The organism is Pseudoduganella umbonata (assembly GCF_014192225.1).
GTDB classification, from domain to species: Bacteria; Pseudomonadota; Gammaproteobacteria; order Burkholderiales; family Burkholderiaceae_D; genus Rugamonas; species Rugamonas umbonata.
Genome location: NZ_JACHXS010000015.1, coordinates 1 through 16,767 on the forward strand (window position 1 = coordinate 1; position 16,767 = coordinate 16,767).

16 protein-coding genes are annotated in these 16,767 nt (G+C 62.2%); 9 read left to right on the top strand and 7 right to left on the bottom strand.

Annotated features, from left to right (window positions below; genetic code table 11):
* Positions 1 to 137: 137 nt before the first annotated feature.
* Complete coding sequence (locus FHS02_RS28495) at positions 138 to 494, bottom strand: winged helix-turn-helix domain-containing protein (protein WP_137312055.1); 357 nt, start codon at positions 492 to 494, stop codon at positions 138 to 140.
* Between the two features lie 112 nt (positions 495 to 606).
* On the opposite strand from FHS02_RS28495, the gene FHS02_RS28500 reads away from it, so the two are divergent.
* On the top strand, positions 607 to 1,122 hold the full coding sequence (locus FHS02_RS28500; protein WP_229422457.1) for a hypothetical protein: 516 nt from the start codon (positions 607 to 609) through the stop codon (positions 1,120 to 1,122).
* Positions 1,123 to 1,580: 458 nt separating this feature from the next.
* Positions 1,581 to 2,504: a GGDEF domain-containing response regulator gene (locus tag FHS02_RS28505; RefSeq protein ID WP_137312057.1), complete on the top strand. Its 924-nt coding sequence runs from the start codon at positions 1,581 to 1,583 to the stop codon at positions 2,502 to 2,504.
* Positions 2,505 to 2,614: 110 nt separating this feature from the next.
* Here FHS02_RS28505 and FHS02_RS28510 read toward each other — a convergent pair whose 3' ends face one another.
* From FHS02_RS28510 to FHS02_RS28520, 3 genes are all read right to left on the bottom strand, one after another.
* Positions 2,615 to 3,406: a 3-keto-disaccharide hydrolase gene (locus FHS02_RS28510; protein WP_229422458.1), complete on the bottom strand. Its 792-nt coding sequence runs from the start codon at positions 3,404 to 3,406 to the stop codon at positions 2,615 to 2,617.
* 231 nt (positions 3,407 to 3,637) lie between these two features.
* Positions 3,638 to 4,705 (bottom strand): Rieske 2Fe-2S domain-containing protein, encoded by a 1,068-nt coding sequence (locus FHS02_RS28515; protein WP_137312058.1) that lies wholly within the window; start codon positions 4,703 to 4,705, stop codon positions 3,638 to 3,640.
* Positions 4,706 to 4,801: 96 nt separating this feature from the next.
* Positions 4,802 to 7,591, bottom strand: coding sequence for a sensor domain-containing protein (locus FHS02_RS28520; RefSeq protein ID WP_137312059.1), 2,790 nt, complete (start codon positions 7,589 to 7,591; stop codon positions 4,802 to 4,804).
* Positions 7,592 to 7,970: 379 nt separating this feature from the next.
* Between FHS02_RS28520 and FHS02_RS28525 the strand changes: the two genes are divergently transcribed.
* The 4 genes from FHS02_RS28525 to FHS02_RS28540 all read left to right on the top strand — a co-directional run bounded on the left by FHS02_RS28525 (position 7,971) and on the right by FHS02_RS28540 (position 11,594).
* Positions 7,971 to 8,390: a response regulator gene (locus FHS02_RS28525; protein ID WP_137312060.1), complete on the top strand. Its 420-nt coding sequence runs from the start codon at positions 7,971 to 7,973 to the stop codon at positions 8,388 to 8,390.
* On the top strand, positions 8,387 to 9,373 hold the full coding sequence (locus FHS02_RS28530) for a sensor histidine kinase (protein WP_137312061.1): 987 nt from the start codon (positions 8,387 to 8,389) through the stop codon (positions 9,371 to 9,373). The genes FHS02_RS28525 and FHS02_RS28530 overlap by 4 nt, the downstream gene beginning before the upstream one ends.
* A gap of 248 nt (positions 9,374 to 9,621) precedes the next feature.
* Positions 9,622 to 11,190 (top strand): ATP-binding protein, encoded by a 1,569-nt coding sequence (locus FHS02_RS28535; protein ID WP_175424657.1) that lies wholly within the window; start codon positions 9,622 to 9,624, stop codon positions 11,188 to 11,190.
* Positions 11,191 to 11,366: 176 nt separating this feature from the next.
* A complete protein-coding gene (locus FHS02_RS28540) occupies positions 11,367 to 11,594 on the top strand; it encodes an EAL domain-containing protein (protein WP_503826886.1) in 228 nt (75 codons plus the stop codon).
* 68 nt (positions 11,595 to 11,662) lie between these two features.
* Here FHS02_RS28540 and FHS02_RS28545 read toward each other — a convergent pair whose 3' ends face one another.
* Complete coding sequence (locus tag FHS02_RS28545) at positions 11,663 to 12,073, bottom strand: hypothetical protein (protein WP_137312064.1); 411 nt, start codon at positions 12,071 to 12,073, stop codon at positions 11,663 to 11,665.
* 531 nt (positions 12,074 to 12,604) lie between these two features.
* On the opposite strand from FHS02_RS28545, the gene FHS02_RS28550 reads away from it, so the two are divergent.
* A complete protein-coding gene (locus tag FHS02_RS28550; protein ID WP_137312065.1) occupies positions 12,605 to 13,159 on the top strand; it encodes a DUF3237 domain-containing protein in 555 nt (184 codons plus the stop codon).
* A gap of 64 nt (positions 13,160 to 13,223) precedes the next feature.
* On the opposite strand, the gene FHS02_RS28555 is transcribed toward FHS02_RS28550, so the two are convergent.
* Both FHS02_RS28555 and FHS02_RS28560 read right to left on the bottom strand, forming a co-directional pair.
* Positions 13,224 to 13,436 (bottom strand): VF530 family protein, encoded by a 213-nt coding sequence (locus FHS02_RS28555; protein ID WP_137312066.1) that lies wholly within the window; start codon positions 13,434 to 13,436, stop codon positions 13,224 to 13,226.
* A gap of 127 nt (positions 13,437 to 13,563) precedes the next feature.
* Positions 13,564 to 14,184 (bottom strand): flavin reductase family protein, encoded by a 621-nt coding sequence (locus FHS02_RS28560; protein ID WP_137312067.1) that lies wholly within the window; start codon positions 14,182 to 14,184, stop codon positions 13,564 to 13,566.
* A gap of 266 nt (positions 14,185 to 14,450) precedes the next feature.
* On the opposite strand from FHS02_RS28560, the gene FHS02_RS28565 reads away from it, so the two are divergent.
* Positions 14,451 to 16,091, top strand: coding sequence for a right-handed parallel beta-helix repeat-containing protein (locus FHS02_RS28565; protein WP_137312068.1), 1,641 nt, complete (start codon positions 14,451 to 14,453; stop codon positions 16,089 to 16,091).
* 9 nt (positions 16,092 to 16,100) lie between these two features.
* Positions 16,101 to 16,697, top strand: a complete 597-nt coding sequence (locus FHS02_RS28570) for an NF038129 family PEP-CTERM protein (RefSeq protein WP_137312069.1) — start codon at positions 16,101 to 16,103, stop codon at positions 16,695 to 16,697.
* Positions 16,698 to 16,767 lie beyond the last annotated feature (70 nt).

Sequence of the window (16,767 nt, forward strand, 5' to 3'; positions counted from 1 at the left end):
CTTCATGATGACGCCTCCCTCGATATCGTGGCTTGTTGACACTTCCACTTTGGCACATCGATGCCGTTTCGGAGGGGGCGTCCATCCCATTGCCTGGCAAAAATGGTCTTCGGAACAGGGAAGGCCAGAAACGTCTGTCATTCGCCCCCCTCCGTAGCCCGAAGCATGCAATGAGATAGCCGGTCGAAATGAAGAAGTGCAGCCTGCGTGAGCTCAATCTGCTTGCGTCGGGAATCCTCGGTATCGGTCAGCATGATCCATCCTTTCTCACGCATTGACTTCAAGCGGGCATGAACCGTTGCTGGAGCACCGAGTTCGTGTTTCCCCATCATGCTGCGCACCGACAACCGCAGCTTATCCTGCTGTGCACGTGCAACGATCGTCAAGATACGCTCCTCCAAAGGATCAAGTTCCGGCAACGACGGTAGTCCACGGATGGCTTCAGTCAATTGCAGAAACCGCAAGTAAATGTCAGCAGGACGGATCAGTTTCATAGATTTCAAGTTGCTATAGTGCAGCTGAACCCAGTAAGCTTTGGGAAGGTGTGCCGCTTGGCCCCATTACTTGATGAACCAGGGCATGAGCCAGTTACGACTAAGATTCCTTATGGTGGTCACCACCGTCATACTATTCTTGACAGCGCTTGCTATCAACGAGCTCCTTTTTACCCGGTCCGAGTTTACGCGTGGTATCAACTGGGTCTATCTTCCAGCTGGTGTGCGACTGCTCTGCACTTTGTTATTTGGCGAGGCTGGAATAGTTGGGCTGCTGCTGGTGTCGTGGGCAGTATCATTCCTGTATTTCTTTCCAAACGACATGGTCCGTGCTTTCATGGGCGGCATCCTTGCCAGTGCTGCGCCTTACCTCGTCTATCGGTTCACGCAACGCCATTGGGGCTTGCAGGAGACCTTGGCGAACCTGACGCCCCGACGCCTGCTTCTATGTGCTCTCGCATTTTCGATTGCAAGTCCATTTCTGCACCATCTCTGGTTCAGCTTCGCAGAGCCGGAGCGTCAGCTACTTCCCAGTTTCATTGCCATGGCGACTGGCGATTTTGTCGGCACCGTTCTAGTGCTCTACGCGGCAAAACTCGTCCTCAAGCGGTGGCCGCCTCATCATTGAGACCAACGATAGCGACCGAGCATTTGTGTAGGGACCATACCGAGCCACGCTGTAGCAGCAGTGTTGCTGGAACGAGAAGCATGGGTGCGCTACAGTCCCAATGGGATGCACTTGAGCACAGTCTCTTGCCACAGCAGCATAGTATCGTGCGAAGCCGCCTATAAGGAAGGCTATCCTTCTCATCAATCCGAGACAGCACCTGGAACGGTTTTGTGTGGACAACACCGGATAACCGATCTTGTGGAGTCTACAGGGTCATCCGGTTCGCACTGATGGACCGAACCGGTTTTTTAACAGTCTGTCAAGCCTGCAAGCAATAATTACTTGCATTTTGTAACCAAGCTGATAAGATCGTTCTAAATTTTATAACAATATTCAGATCAGCGGAGACCGCTGCTTTCCGGATATGTTGCGGCCACGTCAAAAACCACCACAGTGAGCCCATCGGAGACGGATGCATGAGCAATACCAATGGCATGAAAATCCTGGCAATCGACGATGATAGTTTTACGCTCGCGATGATTGCCGACATGCTCGGCGACCTGGCCCACGTGGATTGCGCTAACGGTGGTGCACAAGGTCTGACGGCAGCTGCGGAATTGAAGCCGGACTTGATCTTGTGCGACGTCGTAATGCCGACGGTAGATGGTCACGCGGTTTGCCGCCAGCTTCGTGCCGACGAAGACACCAAGCATATCCCGGTAGTGTGCGTGTCTGGCGCCTGCGCGGAATCTGACGAAATAGCTGCGCTGAACGCCGGAGCATCGGATTTCATAAGAAAGCCGCTGAGTGCCGCTCTTCTACGCGCGCGAGTCCAAGCTCATCTGGACCGGGCAGCCGAAGTTGCGCACATTTGGGATTTGGCTCGCCGTGATGGGCTGACAGGCATATTCAACCGCCGGTATTTTGACGAGAGACTTGAACGTGAGTGGGCCCGGCATCGGCGTTCTGGCCAACCTTTAGCGATTGGAATCGTCGATCTGGATCGCTTCAAGCAGTTCAATGATTTCTACGGCCATGTGAAGGGTGACCAATGTCTGGTGCAGGTGGCTGATTTGTTGCGCGGATGCGCTCGCCGACCGGACGGGTTCGCAGCCCGCTATGGCGGCGAGGAGTTTGTGTACTTGCTTCCTGGGATGAGCATGGACGAGGCGGACCGTTTCGGCGCGGCGGTTTGCGGAGCGATAAGGAATATGGCGCAGCCACATGAAAGCTCCGAGTTCCACATTCTTACTGCAAGCATCGGCATGGCCAGCGTTCGACCAATTACTGGACTCGCACCAAGCGACATCATCCGCATGGCGGACCGAGCCCTTTATCAAGCAAAGCTGGCCGGGCGGAATCAGCACATGAACAGTATCGCTACGAAGCCAGCGAATTGAAACGAAGCGCTTGAAGGCTCGCCGGTCTATTGTTCCCGGATCCGGCGGGGGTCATGGGAGAGTTCTGCCGCTGCTTCCCGGCGGCGCCGTGAGCTGCCTCATGGATCCGGTCAAGGCAGCGAAGCCGTGCCGGAGAGCGGTCTCACCCAGACATTCCGGAAGCTGACCGCATCGCCATGATCCTGCAGCTTGATCGGCGCGGGACCATGTTTGCGATAGGACGGCTTGCCGGCATAGACCGACTCGCCCTGGACCTCGACATGATTCTGCACCAGCACGCCATTGTGCAGGGCGGTGACACGCGCGGGCGACAGCAACGTGCCATCGGCGGCAAAACGCGGCGCGGTCCAGACCACGTCGTAGGTCTGCCATTCTCCGGCCGCGGAGCAGGCGTTCACCAGCGGGATGTGCTGCTTGTAGATGCTGGCTGCCTGCCCGTTGGCATAAGTCCTGTTGTTGGCACAGTCGAGAATCTGGATCTCGTAGCCGCTGTCGATGCCCGTCGAGGCCAGGAACAGGCCGCTGTTTCCCTTGCCCTGGCCGCTTCCCGTCGCCGATGGCGACACGCGCCACTCCAGGTGGATCTGGTAGTCCGTGAACAGCCGCCTGGTCTGGATGTTGCCGCTGCCGGGGCGCACGGTGAACACACCGTCCGTTACGATCCAGCTGGCCGGTTTGTCGGGCGCTGTCGTCGACACCCATTCGCGAAGATCCTGTCCGCCGAACAGTACGATCGCATCCGAAGGCGCGATGGCCGAGGAGCCAGGGACGACGCGCCTGGGTTCCGCGGCCCATACTTCCGTATCTCCCGGATCTGGCTGCGAAGGGGGACGGTCCTGAGCGGTGGCGGAAAACACCGTTGAAAATCCGATCAATGCCACAACGGTCTTTGCAATCATCATTCGTCCTGCATGAAAGCGTGACAAGCGCACGCCTGGGTTAGCGGTTCATCGGCGCCGATCAGTGTTTCGGGATGGTCAATCACACCCCCACCCATCACTGGCAAGCCCGGCCAGCCGTGATTATGCGGTACGCAAGGCAGGCCGGCTACGACCACGGCCTGCAGCGCGAAACGGCCTTCCGTGCGGCCGGCGCCACGACCAGCAAAGGAAGCATGCTGGCCATCCGCATTGTCAGCCGGCGGCCACCGATCCTGCGCGCTTCCCAGTGCCGCACTCGTCGGCGATCAGTTTGTCGAGTAAGCGCCGCGCGCGGATCGCACCGGCATCGCTTGCCAGGAGTACCGGGTGCATCGACCAGAAATCGCGGTCGCCGATCGCTGCCTGCTGGGCCTCGAGCATCGGCAGGTCCTCCTGCTCGAATGGCTGCCTGGCGCCCGCCACGATGCTCTCCACGACTGCTTCGCCGTGCGGGCCGGCGGAGCGCGCCATCGTTGTCGCGTACCAGTAATGCGTCGAGCTTTCGGTTTCAGGGCTGAACAGGTGGGGGAACATCGGCGCGCCCGGATTGTGCCGGCGCGGTTCCCCGGTCGGCGTTGCCCCGGCGTCGAGCAGCATGCAGGCCGGCGCATTCCAGCGGACGTCGAACCACCGGTCGACCGCTATGCCCTGCGGCAGTCCCATCGCGTCGTACAGGAAGGGCGACATGTGATCGTTGACCGTGCTGCGGTGGATGGTCACCTGGTTGCCTTGCTGCTCGACCCGCGTCACCGCGTCCTTGACTCCGGGGCTGCCCAGTGTTCCGGGATGGAGGAACTCGATGTGGGACAGGTCGAGGATGTTGTCGGTCTCCAGCACGTAATTGGCGTGCGCATGCAGGTAGCGCTTGCCGACATGGTTGGTTGCCGGATCCATGCAGGAAAAGTCGGGGATCAGCGCCGGATCGGCCTTCCCGACGTCGCCCATCCACACCCAGATCACGCTGTAGCGCTCGACGGTCGGATACGCCCGAACGATGGCCGCCTTTGGAATGACGCCATTGCCGTGCGGGTTGTGGACGCAGGCGCCGGTGGCATCGAACTCGAGCCCATGATACGGGCACTTGACGCAGTCGCCCTTGTGGGTGCCTTTCGACAGGGGCGCGAAGCGGTGCGGGCAGCGGTCGAGCAGGGCATGCGGCACGCCGGCCGTATCGCGAAAGAACATCAGTGGTTCGCTCAGCAGTGTGCGGCGGAACAGATCGTCCTTGCCCACCTCGTGGTCCCACGCTGCCACATACCAGCAATTTCTCAGAAAAGCCATGCAGATTCTCCATGCTCAGGTCAAGACGGAGACGAGTGTAATACTCGAGCTTTCAGTGAAACCAGCCGCTCTTATCCATACAAGGCATTCATGCTTTCAATTGGTGATTTGCGGTTTTTCGTGACTCAATTCAGGCTGGCATGCACGCGCGCCGTCTTCCTGCGCCAGGAACGCCTCCAGCGCGTCCAGTGGCATCGGCCGGGCGAACAGGTACCCCTGGCCTTCGTCGCACGAGGCGTCGCGCAATGCCTCCATCGCCGCGCGGTGCTCGATTCCCTCGGCCACCACCGACAACTTGAGCACGTGTGCCATGCCGATGAGCGAGCGCAGGAAGTCATCGCCGGCCGGATTCTCCGCCAGGAACGAGCGGTCCAGTTTCAGCACGTCGATCGGCAGGCGTTTCAGGTAGGACAGGCTCGAATAGCCGGTGCCGAAATCGTCGATCGACAGCCGCACGCCCAGCGCCTTCAGGCCGCGCAGCACTTGCACGGACTGGTCCAGATCCTCGATCAGCGCGCTCTCGGTCAGTTCCAGTTCCAGGGACCCCGCCGGCAGGCCTGAATCGGCCAGCGCCGTGTGCACCTGGCCGATCAGGTCGGGCGAGCGCAACTGCCGTGCCGAGACATTGACCGACACGTGCAGTGCCAGGCCATACCGGTCATTGATGTGCTTCACGTCGCGACATGCCGCGCCGAGTACCCAGCGGCCGATGTTGCCGATCTGGCCGCGCTCTTCGGCGAGCGGAATGAACTCCAGCGGCGGAATACTGCCGAACTCGGGATGCTGCCAGCGCAACAGCGCTTCGACGCCGAGCGTGCGCAGCGAGCGCAGGTCGACGCGCGGCTGGTAGTGCAGGGCGAACTGGCGATGTTCCAGCGCACGATGCAGTGCTGCCTCCAGTTGCAGGCGGCGCTTGGCTTCCAGGCACATGACCGGTTCGAAGAACTGGAACGAGCCGTCGCCCAGCGCCTTCGCCTTGTACATGGCGGTATCGGCCTTCTGGAACAGTTCCTCGGTCGACGTGAAGCCGGCCCCGGCCTGGCTGATGCCGATCGATGCGCCCACCCGCATTTCCATGCCGTCGGCGTCGAATGGCAGGTCCATCGTGGCGAGCAGGCGCCGTGCGATGGCCGCCGCCGCTTCGCGGCCCGTGCAGTTGGCCGCGACCACGAATTCGTCGCCGCCCAGCCGGGCCACGGCGTCGCCCGGCCGCATGCACGATTGCAGGCGCTTGCCTACCTGCTGAAGCAGGCGGTCACCGGTGGCGTGGCCCATGGAATCGTTGACTTCCTTGAACCGGTTCAGGTCGATGAAAAACAGCGTCGTATCGCCGCAGCCCCGGCCGTTGTCCAGCATGTCCGACACGCGCCGGTTGATCCAGGTGCGGTTCGGCAAGCCCGTCAGCGTGTCGCGCGTGGCCAGTATTTCCAGCCGGGCCTCTGCGTGCTTGCGCTCGGTGATATCGGTAATGAACGCCGTCAACGACCGCGCGTGGCCTTGCGCGTCCAGTTCGATGGTCTGGTTCACGAGGGCGACGACGCGATGGCCTTGGCGATGCCGCAGCACGGTCTCGAGTGCATGGTCATGCTGGCCCGTATGGCAGACGTTCAAGGCCGCGCTGGCCGCGCCGCCAACCAGGATCGCGGCCACCGGATTGCCGACCAGTTCATCGCGCGAATAGCCGGATAGCTGGCACAGCGCGGGATTGATGTCCTCGACAATACCGGCGCCGTTGACCAGCATGTAGCCGGCCGGCGTGATGCGGATCGTTTCGCGGAAGCGGCGTTCGCTGTCGCGGATCTGCTGTTCGGCCGCCACGCGCTCGGAAATGTCGTGGAAGAACACCGACAGGCCTTCCTCGTGCGCATAGATCCGCTCGCTGACCCAGACGCCCACCGGTTCATAGAATGCTTCGAAACTGGCGCTTTCGCGGCGTTCCATGGCCCTGCGCAGTTGCTCGCCGACCACCGAGTCCGCCAGGCCCGCCGCCACGTCCCACACGACCTTGCCGATTGCCGTGTCGCGGTCGACGCCGACGAAGGCTGCCGCGCGGTTATTGGCGTACACGATTTCCCAGGCCGGATTGACCGAGAAGAAGCCGTCGTTGATGCTCTCGAGCAGCGTACGGTTTTGCTCGGCCATGCGTTCCAGACTCTGCAGCATCTCCTTTTCGCGCGCGATGTCGCGCGAGACGAACACGGCGCCCAGGCATTCCCCGCTCGCCGGGTCGGTAACCATGCGTGTCTTCGATGCCAGGGCGAGATACTGGCCACGGGTATCGCGCTTGCGAAGTTCGATCGCGTCCGGCCTGGTCTCGCCGGCCAGGATGCGGCGCATGTCGTCGTTGGCATGGGCGTGGTCGTCCGGATGCACGAAGTCGATCGCGGGCTGCCCGATCAACTGTTCCCTTTCCCACCCGAGGCTGCGCGTGAAGGAAGACGAAATGTCGATATAGCGCCCATCCAGCCCGCAGTAGCCAACCAGGTCGGTGGCATTGTCGACCATCAGCCGCAACGTTGCCGCACTGCGCGTGGCGTCCTCCAGCGCGTTGTGCCGGTCCGTCATGTCGACCAGCGCGCCCGCATAGCCGCCGTCCTGCCGGGGCAGGCCGGTGACCAGCACGTGCCGATGCCGCCCGTCGATACAGGCAATCTCCAGCGCGCATTCGAAGGGCTGGTGCCTGGCCAGCACCCCTGCAAGCTCGCGTGCCAGGGCCGCACCGTCCGTGACAGCGACTGCCGCCAGCCAGTCCGCCAGGGGCTTGCTCTCCATATCGGGCAGCAGTTCCGGGCACCACGCCAGCGGAGCTGCGCACACGCCGTCGGCGTTGCTGGACCAGGCCAGGTGGAGAAGTGGTTCTCGGCATGTGCTGCGTTCGCGAATCATGGTGGGACTGCCTCGTATTGCGAGCAGGCCGCACGGGCCTTGCTTGCTGGATGATCGATTGGAAGAAATACCGGGCCAGCGCAATGGAGAGGGCCAAAAGCTGTCGTACCTCGGTGGCAGGCGGGGGGGCGGGACCACGGCGAAAGCTGAAACATGACGTTATCATGAGTGGTTCCGTGAGGCAATAAATGCGCGGGCCTGCAGGCGTACGTTGCGCACTGGCAACGCTATCGGCAGGCCTCCAGGTCTGTCGGTGCCGGCAAGCAAGCTTTCCACTCCGCCAAGAGGAAGAGCTCGTTTAGCGAAATTGTGTACACTGCTTCGTACTTACGAGCATCCTGCAACCCGGCAGCGCGCAAATTCCAAGGTCATGTAAACAATGCAAATATTGGTGGTGGAAGATGATGCCGTCCTGGCGATGGTGTGCGCGGCGGCATTGGAGGAGGCCGGGCACACGGTTGTGGGCCCGGTGCACGATGTCGAGAGCTTCCGGGCGATATCAGGACTCGACGGTACCAATCTCGCGCTGTTGGATATCAATCTTGCCGGCGGCAACGAAGGACTTGAACTCGCGCGCCAGCTTCGGCAGCGCGGCATCCCGGCGTTGTTCGTCAGCGGCCAGTTGGGGGCGGCGCGTGACAGTGCCAGTCTGGCTCTTGGCCTGTTGCGCAAGCCCTACGACGTTGACGATTTGCTCGACAGTATTGATTATCTGCAAAATTCACGTAATCCCGCTTCCGTTTCGACGCTGCAGAAACCGGCAGCACTGGAGATCTTCGGATCGAAAGAGCACCAATGAACGCTGAAAACAACTTCCGGGAAATGGGGGAGCTGGAGTTTCGTGAACTGGCGGACAACGCTCCAGTCATGATCTGGCGCTCCAGGCCAGACAAGCAATGCGACTGGTTCAACAAGCCATGGCTGGACTTTTCCGGCAGGACCCAGGAAGAGCTGTTCGGCTATGGCTGGGCCGATGACGTCCACCCCGAGGATTTCGAGCGCTGCGTGTCGATCTACCAGACAGCCTTCGATGCCCGCGAAAAGTTCACGATGCCGTATCGGCTTCGCCGGCACGACGGCGTCTACAGATGGTTCCTCGATAACGGTGCGCCGTTCTATCGCAATGGGGAATTCGCTGGCTATTTTGGCAGCTGTGTCGACATCACGGAACATCGCGAACTGGAAGAGCACCAGCGCACCTTGCTGGCGGAACTGAACCATCGTGTGCGGAACAATCTCCAGCTCATCATGTCCTTCCTTCAGCTCTCGAAGCTGCGTGCAAAAACCGACGAAGCAAAATCGCTGCTGCAAGGTGCCATGTCACGCGTCAAGGGCATTGGCATCATCCAGGACGAGTTGAATCGGAACGCCACGGGTTTCATCGAGCTGGCGGAATATTTATCCGGGCTGGCGCAGTCGATCCTGCGTGCCGAAAGTATCGGCGACATCGAACTCGTCACGGAAGCCTGCCCGTTGAGCGTGCCTTATGACCTCGCCGCGAACCTCGGCATGGTCGTCAACGAATTGGTGACGAATTCAATCAAGCATGCAGGCCAGGATAACCGCACGATTTTCCTGAAGCTGGAGTATGTCGACGGGCACATCAAAATCCTCGTCGCTGACCGCGGCGTGGGATTTTCACATGTCGCGAAAGACGCCCGCGCTCCCATGCAAGGCAGTGGCCTGGTCGATGCGCTGGTCAAGCGCTCAGGCGGTACGATCAGCCGGGAGAACCGTGGTGGCGCGCATGTGGTGGTATTGGTCAAGTTCCCAGCCACATGATCCAGCCGATGTGCCGTGCACAAACATGCCGGCACGACGGCACGAGGATGCCTTCGATCACTTGCCCGCGGCCGTGATCGAAACTTCCATCGATCGGCACACTGGCCGGGTCTCATCCGGATAGAACACCCCGCATCATGGCATGCGGCCGGCTGCGGGAGAAATCCGCGGAGAGCTGCCTGCGTGTAATAATGGACCTTCAAGCCCGCGTCCTCCTGCCCACCCCATTCAATACGGCGAACCAAGTTATGTTCAATTCTCTTTCTGACATGAAGGAGATGGCGATAGCCATCGCCGAAAATTCCGTGCAAGGGATAGTCGTGATGGATGAACAGGGGATGTGCCTGTACGCGAATCGTGCGTGGCTGGAAATCACCGGCTTTTCAGCCGCTGACATGCACTCGAAGCCAGTGCACGACTGGGTACATCACCACCGTCCGAACGGGCAACCGCTGCCGATTCACGAATGTCCGATCGGCTGTACGCTCGGTAACAACGAGTGTGTGCGGAATCACCGCGACCTGTTCTTCCGGAAGGATGGAACGTCGTTTCATGTGTCCTGTGCCGCCAGTCCCATCATGGTTGACGACGCCACTGTGCTCAAGATTCTCGAAATCCGCGACGTGACGCGCGAGGTCGAGACGGAACAGCGCAGGGATGAATTCCTGGCGATGCTGGCGCATGAGTTACGCAACCCTCTGGCACCGATCTCGGCGGCTGCCAGCCTGCTGGAGATCCAGAAACTCGACGAACAGAGTGTCCGGCGCTCAAGCAGAATCATCGCGCGCCAGGTCAGCCATATGACCGGGCTCATCGACGATCTGCTGGACGCCTCGCGCGTAACCCAGGGGCATGTGCGGCTTGAGAAGACAGCGTGCGACCTGGCGTCGGTCATTCTCGATGCGGCCGAGCAGATTCGGCCACTGATCGATGGAAAGCGTCACCGGTTCACTGTCGACGTTGCGCAGCAAGCTGCGACTGTCTGGGGTGACCGCAAGCGCCTGGTACAGATATGCGCGAACGTCATCGGCAATGCCGCCAAATACACTGCCGAGGGCGGAGAAATCCTGGTCAGCCTGACCATGCTCGAGAAACACGTGCAGGTGACAGTGTCGGACAATGGCATCGGCATGACTGCCGAAATGATCGGCCGCGCATTCGAACTCTTTACCCAGGCGAAACGTTCACCGGACCGTTCCCAGGGAGGGCTGGGCATTGGACTGGCACTGGTGCGCAGCCTCGTTCTGCTGCATGGCGGCACGGTCTGGATCCAGAGCGCTGGCATAGGCCATGGCGCCAAAGTAACCATGGAACTCCCGCGCGCAACGCAATCGGCCGTCACGACGAGTGAAGTCGCCGACGTCCTGGATACGGCGCATTCGCTGAATATACTCATCGTCGAAGATACGAAAGACACAGGCGACGCGTTGGGAATGGTGCTGGGTGTCCTTGGACATGACGTGCGCGTGGAACGCGACCCTTATGCCGCCATGCAGACTGCCGGCAATAAGCGGTTCGATGTTTTTCTGATTGATATCGGATTGCCCGGAATGGACGGAATGGAAATGGCGCGCCGGATTCGCCGGCAGCCACAGCACGCCGATGCCATGTTGATTGCCATTACCGGCTACGGACAGGCACGCGACCGGCTTGAGGCTCTCGAAGCCGGCTTCGACCACCATATGGTCAAGCCCGCAAACCTGCACGATCTCCAGAATTTGCTCTCCGGTCGCACCGGTCGCGTGGCAACGGTCGATGATGAAGACCAGGCTGCGCGGACAACGGCGCCGTACGAAATCCCGTCGACACTGCTGTAGCGTCGTGCCCGTTTCCGTATTGGCAGTTCCAGTGCTCCTGGCTCGTCAACGCAGCGGATAGCATGCCCGTGTCCTGCAGGCGCTGCTGCGCTGGCGCCGCGCGACGGGCGAGCTGATCGGCCCGACTTCTTCATTCCGATTGCGAAACAGAGCGGCACTATCACGAAGCTGACCAGGTGGTCAGCCATATCATGCGCATGGCCGACGCCATGGGCTTGCACGTGATTGCCGAGGGTGTCGAAAACGTGGAGCAAGCCGAGTTCCTGCGGGCGAACGGCGTGCAGTATGCGCAGGGGTGGCTGTTCTCCAGGGCGATACCGTTCGACGAGCTGTGCCGGGCACTCGACGGCGCTGCAGCCGCGCGGGGCGATCAACGCTTGGCCGACAGGGTAGGGGAGCGCTAACGTCGTCGTCAGTTCGAGCGCGATACCCGCGATACCACAGCTGCCGGCGACGGCGATACGGGTTCCTGTCAGGAGATGCGCCTGCCACTGCGTTCCTCGGATAAAACCCTCTCGATCACTTCGTCTCCCAGTCCTTCGCGGCGCAGCATGCGCTCCGCCATTTCGCGGCCCAGTTCCTGCGAGAGCGCAATCGCGGCCTGCACGACCGCGGCGCCAGTCAGGTCCTGGCGGCGTCCGGCGTTGCAATAAAACAGGCTGACGTGCGGATCGACCGGCATATCCGCCGCTACCGATGGCGCTGGGCGAGGCAGCGGCGGAATCCCGCCCGGCTGCCCATTGACGAGGCGTTCGATCACGATCTCGGGAATATCGGCCGCACGCCAGTAGGCGCGCGCATCGTCGACCCCCAGCATCTCCATGAAAATCAGCCCCGTTTCGATTTGCCGGGACACCAGCGCGTTCCTGCGCAGCTCCTGCATCGTCTGCTTCGCTGGCTGGCGCTCGTCCGATCCATGTGCGCAGGAGGCATGGCAGGGAGCTGCCGGAACCGGCGTGACCGCTGGCCTGGCGTGCGGTACCGGGCCGGCATGCTCGGGCTCAGCCATGTCCAGTGCGATCGCGGAGCCGGGTGCCGGCAAGTTCACGCGCCATCCCGTTGGCCGTCACGCGACCGGCACCACGGCAAGCGCACCGGCCGGGGACGGGGTGAAGGCAGGGACAAGGCAGCAGGCATGCTTTTGACGTTTTGATACTGTACGGATATACAGTATAGACGAAACCTCTTGCCGTTGCCAGACCGTCACATGCTTGCCGGTGCCTGGCCAATGTACTTGGCTCCAGGCCGGCACCGGCTAGCCGGGCGGCGCGTTGTAGAAAGAACTGTTGTCAGGTATCCTGATATTGTCGCGATAGCTGGTTGCGGCGGAGATCAGGGTGGTCCAGCCTCACCTGGCAACCTCCGCTGTGACCGAATCCGTCTAGTTCAACAATTCGATAACAATGGAGGAGACATGAAAAAATACCTGGGCACCGCCCTCATGCTGTCGTCATTCGTCGCGGCATCCGGCCCGGCGTGCGCTGTGGAGAAGCAAGTCTTCGAACCGCCGAAACCGAAGCTGGAACCTCTGGCGCGATTCACCGTGAACCTGGAAGCGCCGGTCTGGGAGCTGGGCGCGACCAGCGATCTGGGACGCCGCCGCATCATTCCGATCACCAGCGGCAGTTTCGATGGTGCGCGGCTGAAGGGCACCATCCTGAACAACGGAGCGGACTGGCAGGTGGTGACTGCGCAGGGGCTGGCGATCATCGACACGCGCTACCTGCTCAAGACCGGCGACGGGGCGCTGATCTACCTGCAGACCAAGGGTTTTCGCTACGGTCCGGCCGATGTGATGGCGGAAGTCGCCAAGGGCAACCCGGTCGATCCAGCCAGATATACGTTTCGCGTGACCATGAGCTTTGAAACGGCCGACCCGCGCTATGCGTGGCTCAACCGCGCCATCGGCGTGGGGGCGGCGATGCGTCTCGGCGCCGCTGTCGTGTACGACGCCTACCTGCTGGAATAGGCTGGCTTACCCGCTGCCGGTGTCGATAGCAGCGCCGGCCTGGCCGCAGGCCAGGTCATCCTCGTCAGTCGGGAAATTCGGTAGCCAGGAACAGCGCTTCCACTTCCGCGCGTGCCCATGGCGTGCGGCGCAGGAATTTCAGGCTGGACTTCACGCTCGGCTCGCTTCGGAAGCAATTGATGTCGATGCGGCGGCCCAGCTCGCGCCAGCCATAGTGCTCGACCAGCCGGGTAAGCAGGGATTCCAGGGTAATGCCGTTCAGGGATTGCACACGCATGTCAGGGGTGGTTGGGACGGGACAGGGCAGCCAGTATAGCCGCCATGGCCGGGTTGATGCAGCCCTGTGGATGGCCGCCGCAATGGAAGACCCTTCCGGGCGCGACCGATGGCGGGTCATGCGCGATTCATTTCGGCCGGTGCATCCTGAACAGCTGTGCCGGCACGATCTCGAAATAGTCGGCGGGGCCGCCACCGCGCAGGATATGCCCTGCCGACGCGGTGTCATAAACGCCGTCCTTCAGCGAGGCGCGGGCGATGTGCACTCCCACCACTTCTCCAAGGACAAGCCAGGTCGGCACCCTGGTGCCATCGGCGCCTTCCAGCTGCACGATCTGCGTGACCTTGCACTCGAATGCCACCGGGCTTTCCGCGACACGGGGAACGGATACCAGGCGCGATGCCACCGGTGTCAGGCCAGCGAGCTGGAATTCATCGACTCCGGGCGGCACCGCCGCGCAGGTCTGGTTCATCGCTTCGGCCAGCGGGCGCGTGGCCAGGTTCCACACGAATTCGCCGGTCTGTTCGACGTTCGTGACCGTATCCTTGTGGCCGATGCTGGCAAAGCCGACGATCGGCGGCGTGTAGTTGAAGGCATTGAAAAAACTGTACGGCGCCAGGTTCAGCCTGCCGGCGCCGTCGCGCGACGAGATCCAGCCGATCGGCCGCGGGCCGACAATGGCATTGAAGGGATCGTGCGGCAGACCATGACCGGCACGTGGTTCGTAGAAATGGATGTGTTCTGTCATCGCAAGACGATAGCAGGAAGCCGCCTGCCATGCATTTCCACAGTCTCTTCCCGCCGTCGCGCAGCAGGACTCATGGCGTGCCGCAGGGCGCGGATCGCCCGCAAACCCGCATGGCCAGCGCCTCATGCGCTGGCCGTCTATGAACATCACCAAATGTCGCAGCGAAAGTCTTGCCGAACCGATAAGATCTGGCGGCTTTTCCACAGCGGCCCACCCATCGGCAGCGGCCGCGCACGTCTCTTAAACTACAACACATCGGAGTATCAATGAAAGGTTGGCAGAGTATTGCACTCCTGGCCGCTGGGGTATCGTCGCATGCGGCGGCGGCGGTCTATTACGTGGCACCGAATGGCAACGATGGCGCGGCGGGTACCCTGGCGGCGCCATGGAAAAGCTTCGCAAAGGCCCAGTCGATAGCGCTACCAGGCGATACCGTCTATTTCCGTGGCGGCGATTACGTGTACACGGCCGGCCTCAACAGCTGCGCCACGCGCACGGACGTGGTCAACGTCATCACGCTCAACAAGAGCGGCCAGGAAGGCGCACCGATCCGCTACTGGGCCTATCCGGGCGAAACACCGAAGTTCGACTTTTCCCGGCTGAAGGACGATTGCCGGGTCAAGGCCTTCAATGTGACGGCCAGCTGGCTGCACCTGAAAGGGCTGGAGATCACGGGCGCGCCGCAGCAGCCGGGCAACACGCTCAACAACGAATCGTGGGGCCTGTGGATCCGCGGCAGCCGCAACATCTTCGAACAGATCGACACCCACCACCACATGGGGCCGGGCCTGTTCATTTCGCGCGGCAGCCACAACCTGGTGCTGAACACCGATTCGCACCATAACTACGACCCGTACAGCAGGAGCGGCGCCGGCCAGAATGCCGATGGCTTCGGCGCCCACATCGCCGCGAACGAGCCGGGCAACGTGTTCCGTGGCTGCCGCGCGTGGTCCAATACGGACGACGGCTTCGACACCATCAATGCCCACTCGCCCGTGACCATCGAGCATTCGTGGGCCTGGTCGCACGGCTACCTGCCCGGCACCGGCACGGCGATCCCGGCCGGCAACGGCAACGGCTTCAAGATCGGCGGCTTCTCCGGCCTGTGGGAAGCCAACGCTCCGGTGCATGTCACGCGCTTCAATGTGGCGATCGCCAACAAGGTCAACGGCTTCTATGCCAACCACCACCCGGTGGCCAGCGAGTTCTACAACAATACGGCCATCGGCAACCGCACCGGCTTCAACCTGCTCGGCGTGGCCCAGGACAACACGGACGTCAACCTGGGCATCGCCCGCAACAACCTGGTCGTTGGCGGCACCACCGCGGCCGCCAACGTGGCCGGCACGGACAGCACGCACAACAGCTGGAACCTGCCCGTCACCGTGACGGCGGCCGATTTCCAGAGCGTGTCGACCACCGGCTGGGACGCCCCGCGCCTGCCGGACGGCAGCCTGCCGCCGCTGCCGCACGGCCGCCTGGCCGCCGGCACTGGCCTGGTCGATGCCGGCATCGATGTCGGCCTGGCGTTCGAAGGCGCGGCGCCGGATCTCGGCGCCTACGAAGGCACGGCGCCGGTGCCCGCCTACAGCGACCTGACGGCCAGCGTGCGCATCGTGCAGTCGGGCCTGGTGCTGGACCGCGCCACGCAGAAGCAGCGCGGCACCGTCACCTTTACCAACACGTCGGACACGGCCATCGCCGGCACGCTGTTCCTGCGCCTGGACTACCTGAGCAGCGGCGTCGTGCTCGACAACGAGAGCGGCGCCCAGGGCGGGGCACCGATCCTGGCGCTGCCCGTTCCGGTGCTGGCGCCGGGCGAAACGGCCACCGTGACGACCACTTTCCTCAACCCCCAGCGGGTCAGCATCGGCTACACGCCGAAACTGTTCGCCGCCATCCTGTAAGGCACGACGATGTTGAAGTCCCTTGTAGTTGAAGCGTTTGTATTGCGATTGGCCCTGCTGCTGGCACTGGCCACCGGCACCGGCAACGCGCTGGCCAGCCCGATCTACCATGTCGCCCTCGACACCACGTCGCTGGCCGGCCAGCACGCGTGGCTGGACTTCCTGTTCACGGGCCTGGACAATGCCGCCCCGGCCCAGGCCACGGTGACCGGCTTCACCGCAGATACCGGCGGCGTCACCCTGGCGGAGGGCGACGTATCCGGCAGCCTCGCCTCGGCGCTGGTGATCGGTAACGGCAGCGGCTGGAACGAATACGGCCAGTGGCTGCAACTGGGCGGCCTGCTGGAGTTCGATGTGGCGTTCGACCTGGGGCCTGCCGGCGCAGGAACGTCGCTGGTGGTCACCCTGCTCGATGACCGGTTCGGCTACCTGGCCGGCACGGGCGACCTGGTCACGTTCGCCCTGCAGCCGGGTGCCGGCACCGCCGTCAGCGCCGACAGTGCCTTCGCCGCGGTATCCGCCATACCCGAACCGGGGTCGCTGGCCGTGCTGGGCACGGGCCTGCTGCTGATGATGGCCACGCGCCGCTTCGGCCGCCGGCGCTGAGTCCCTTGTAGCGGGCGCGGGAGCTGGCGCGGGCAGGGTATGCTTCAGGTGACGTACCACCTCGGCATTT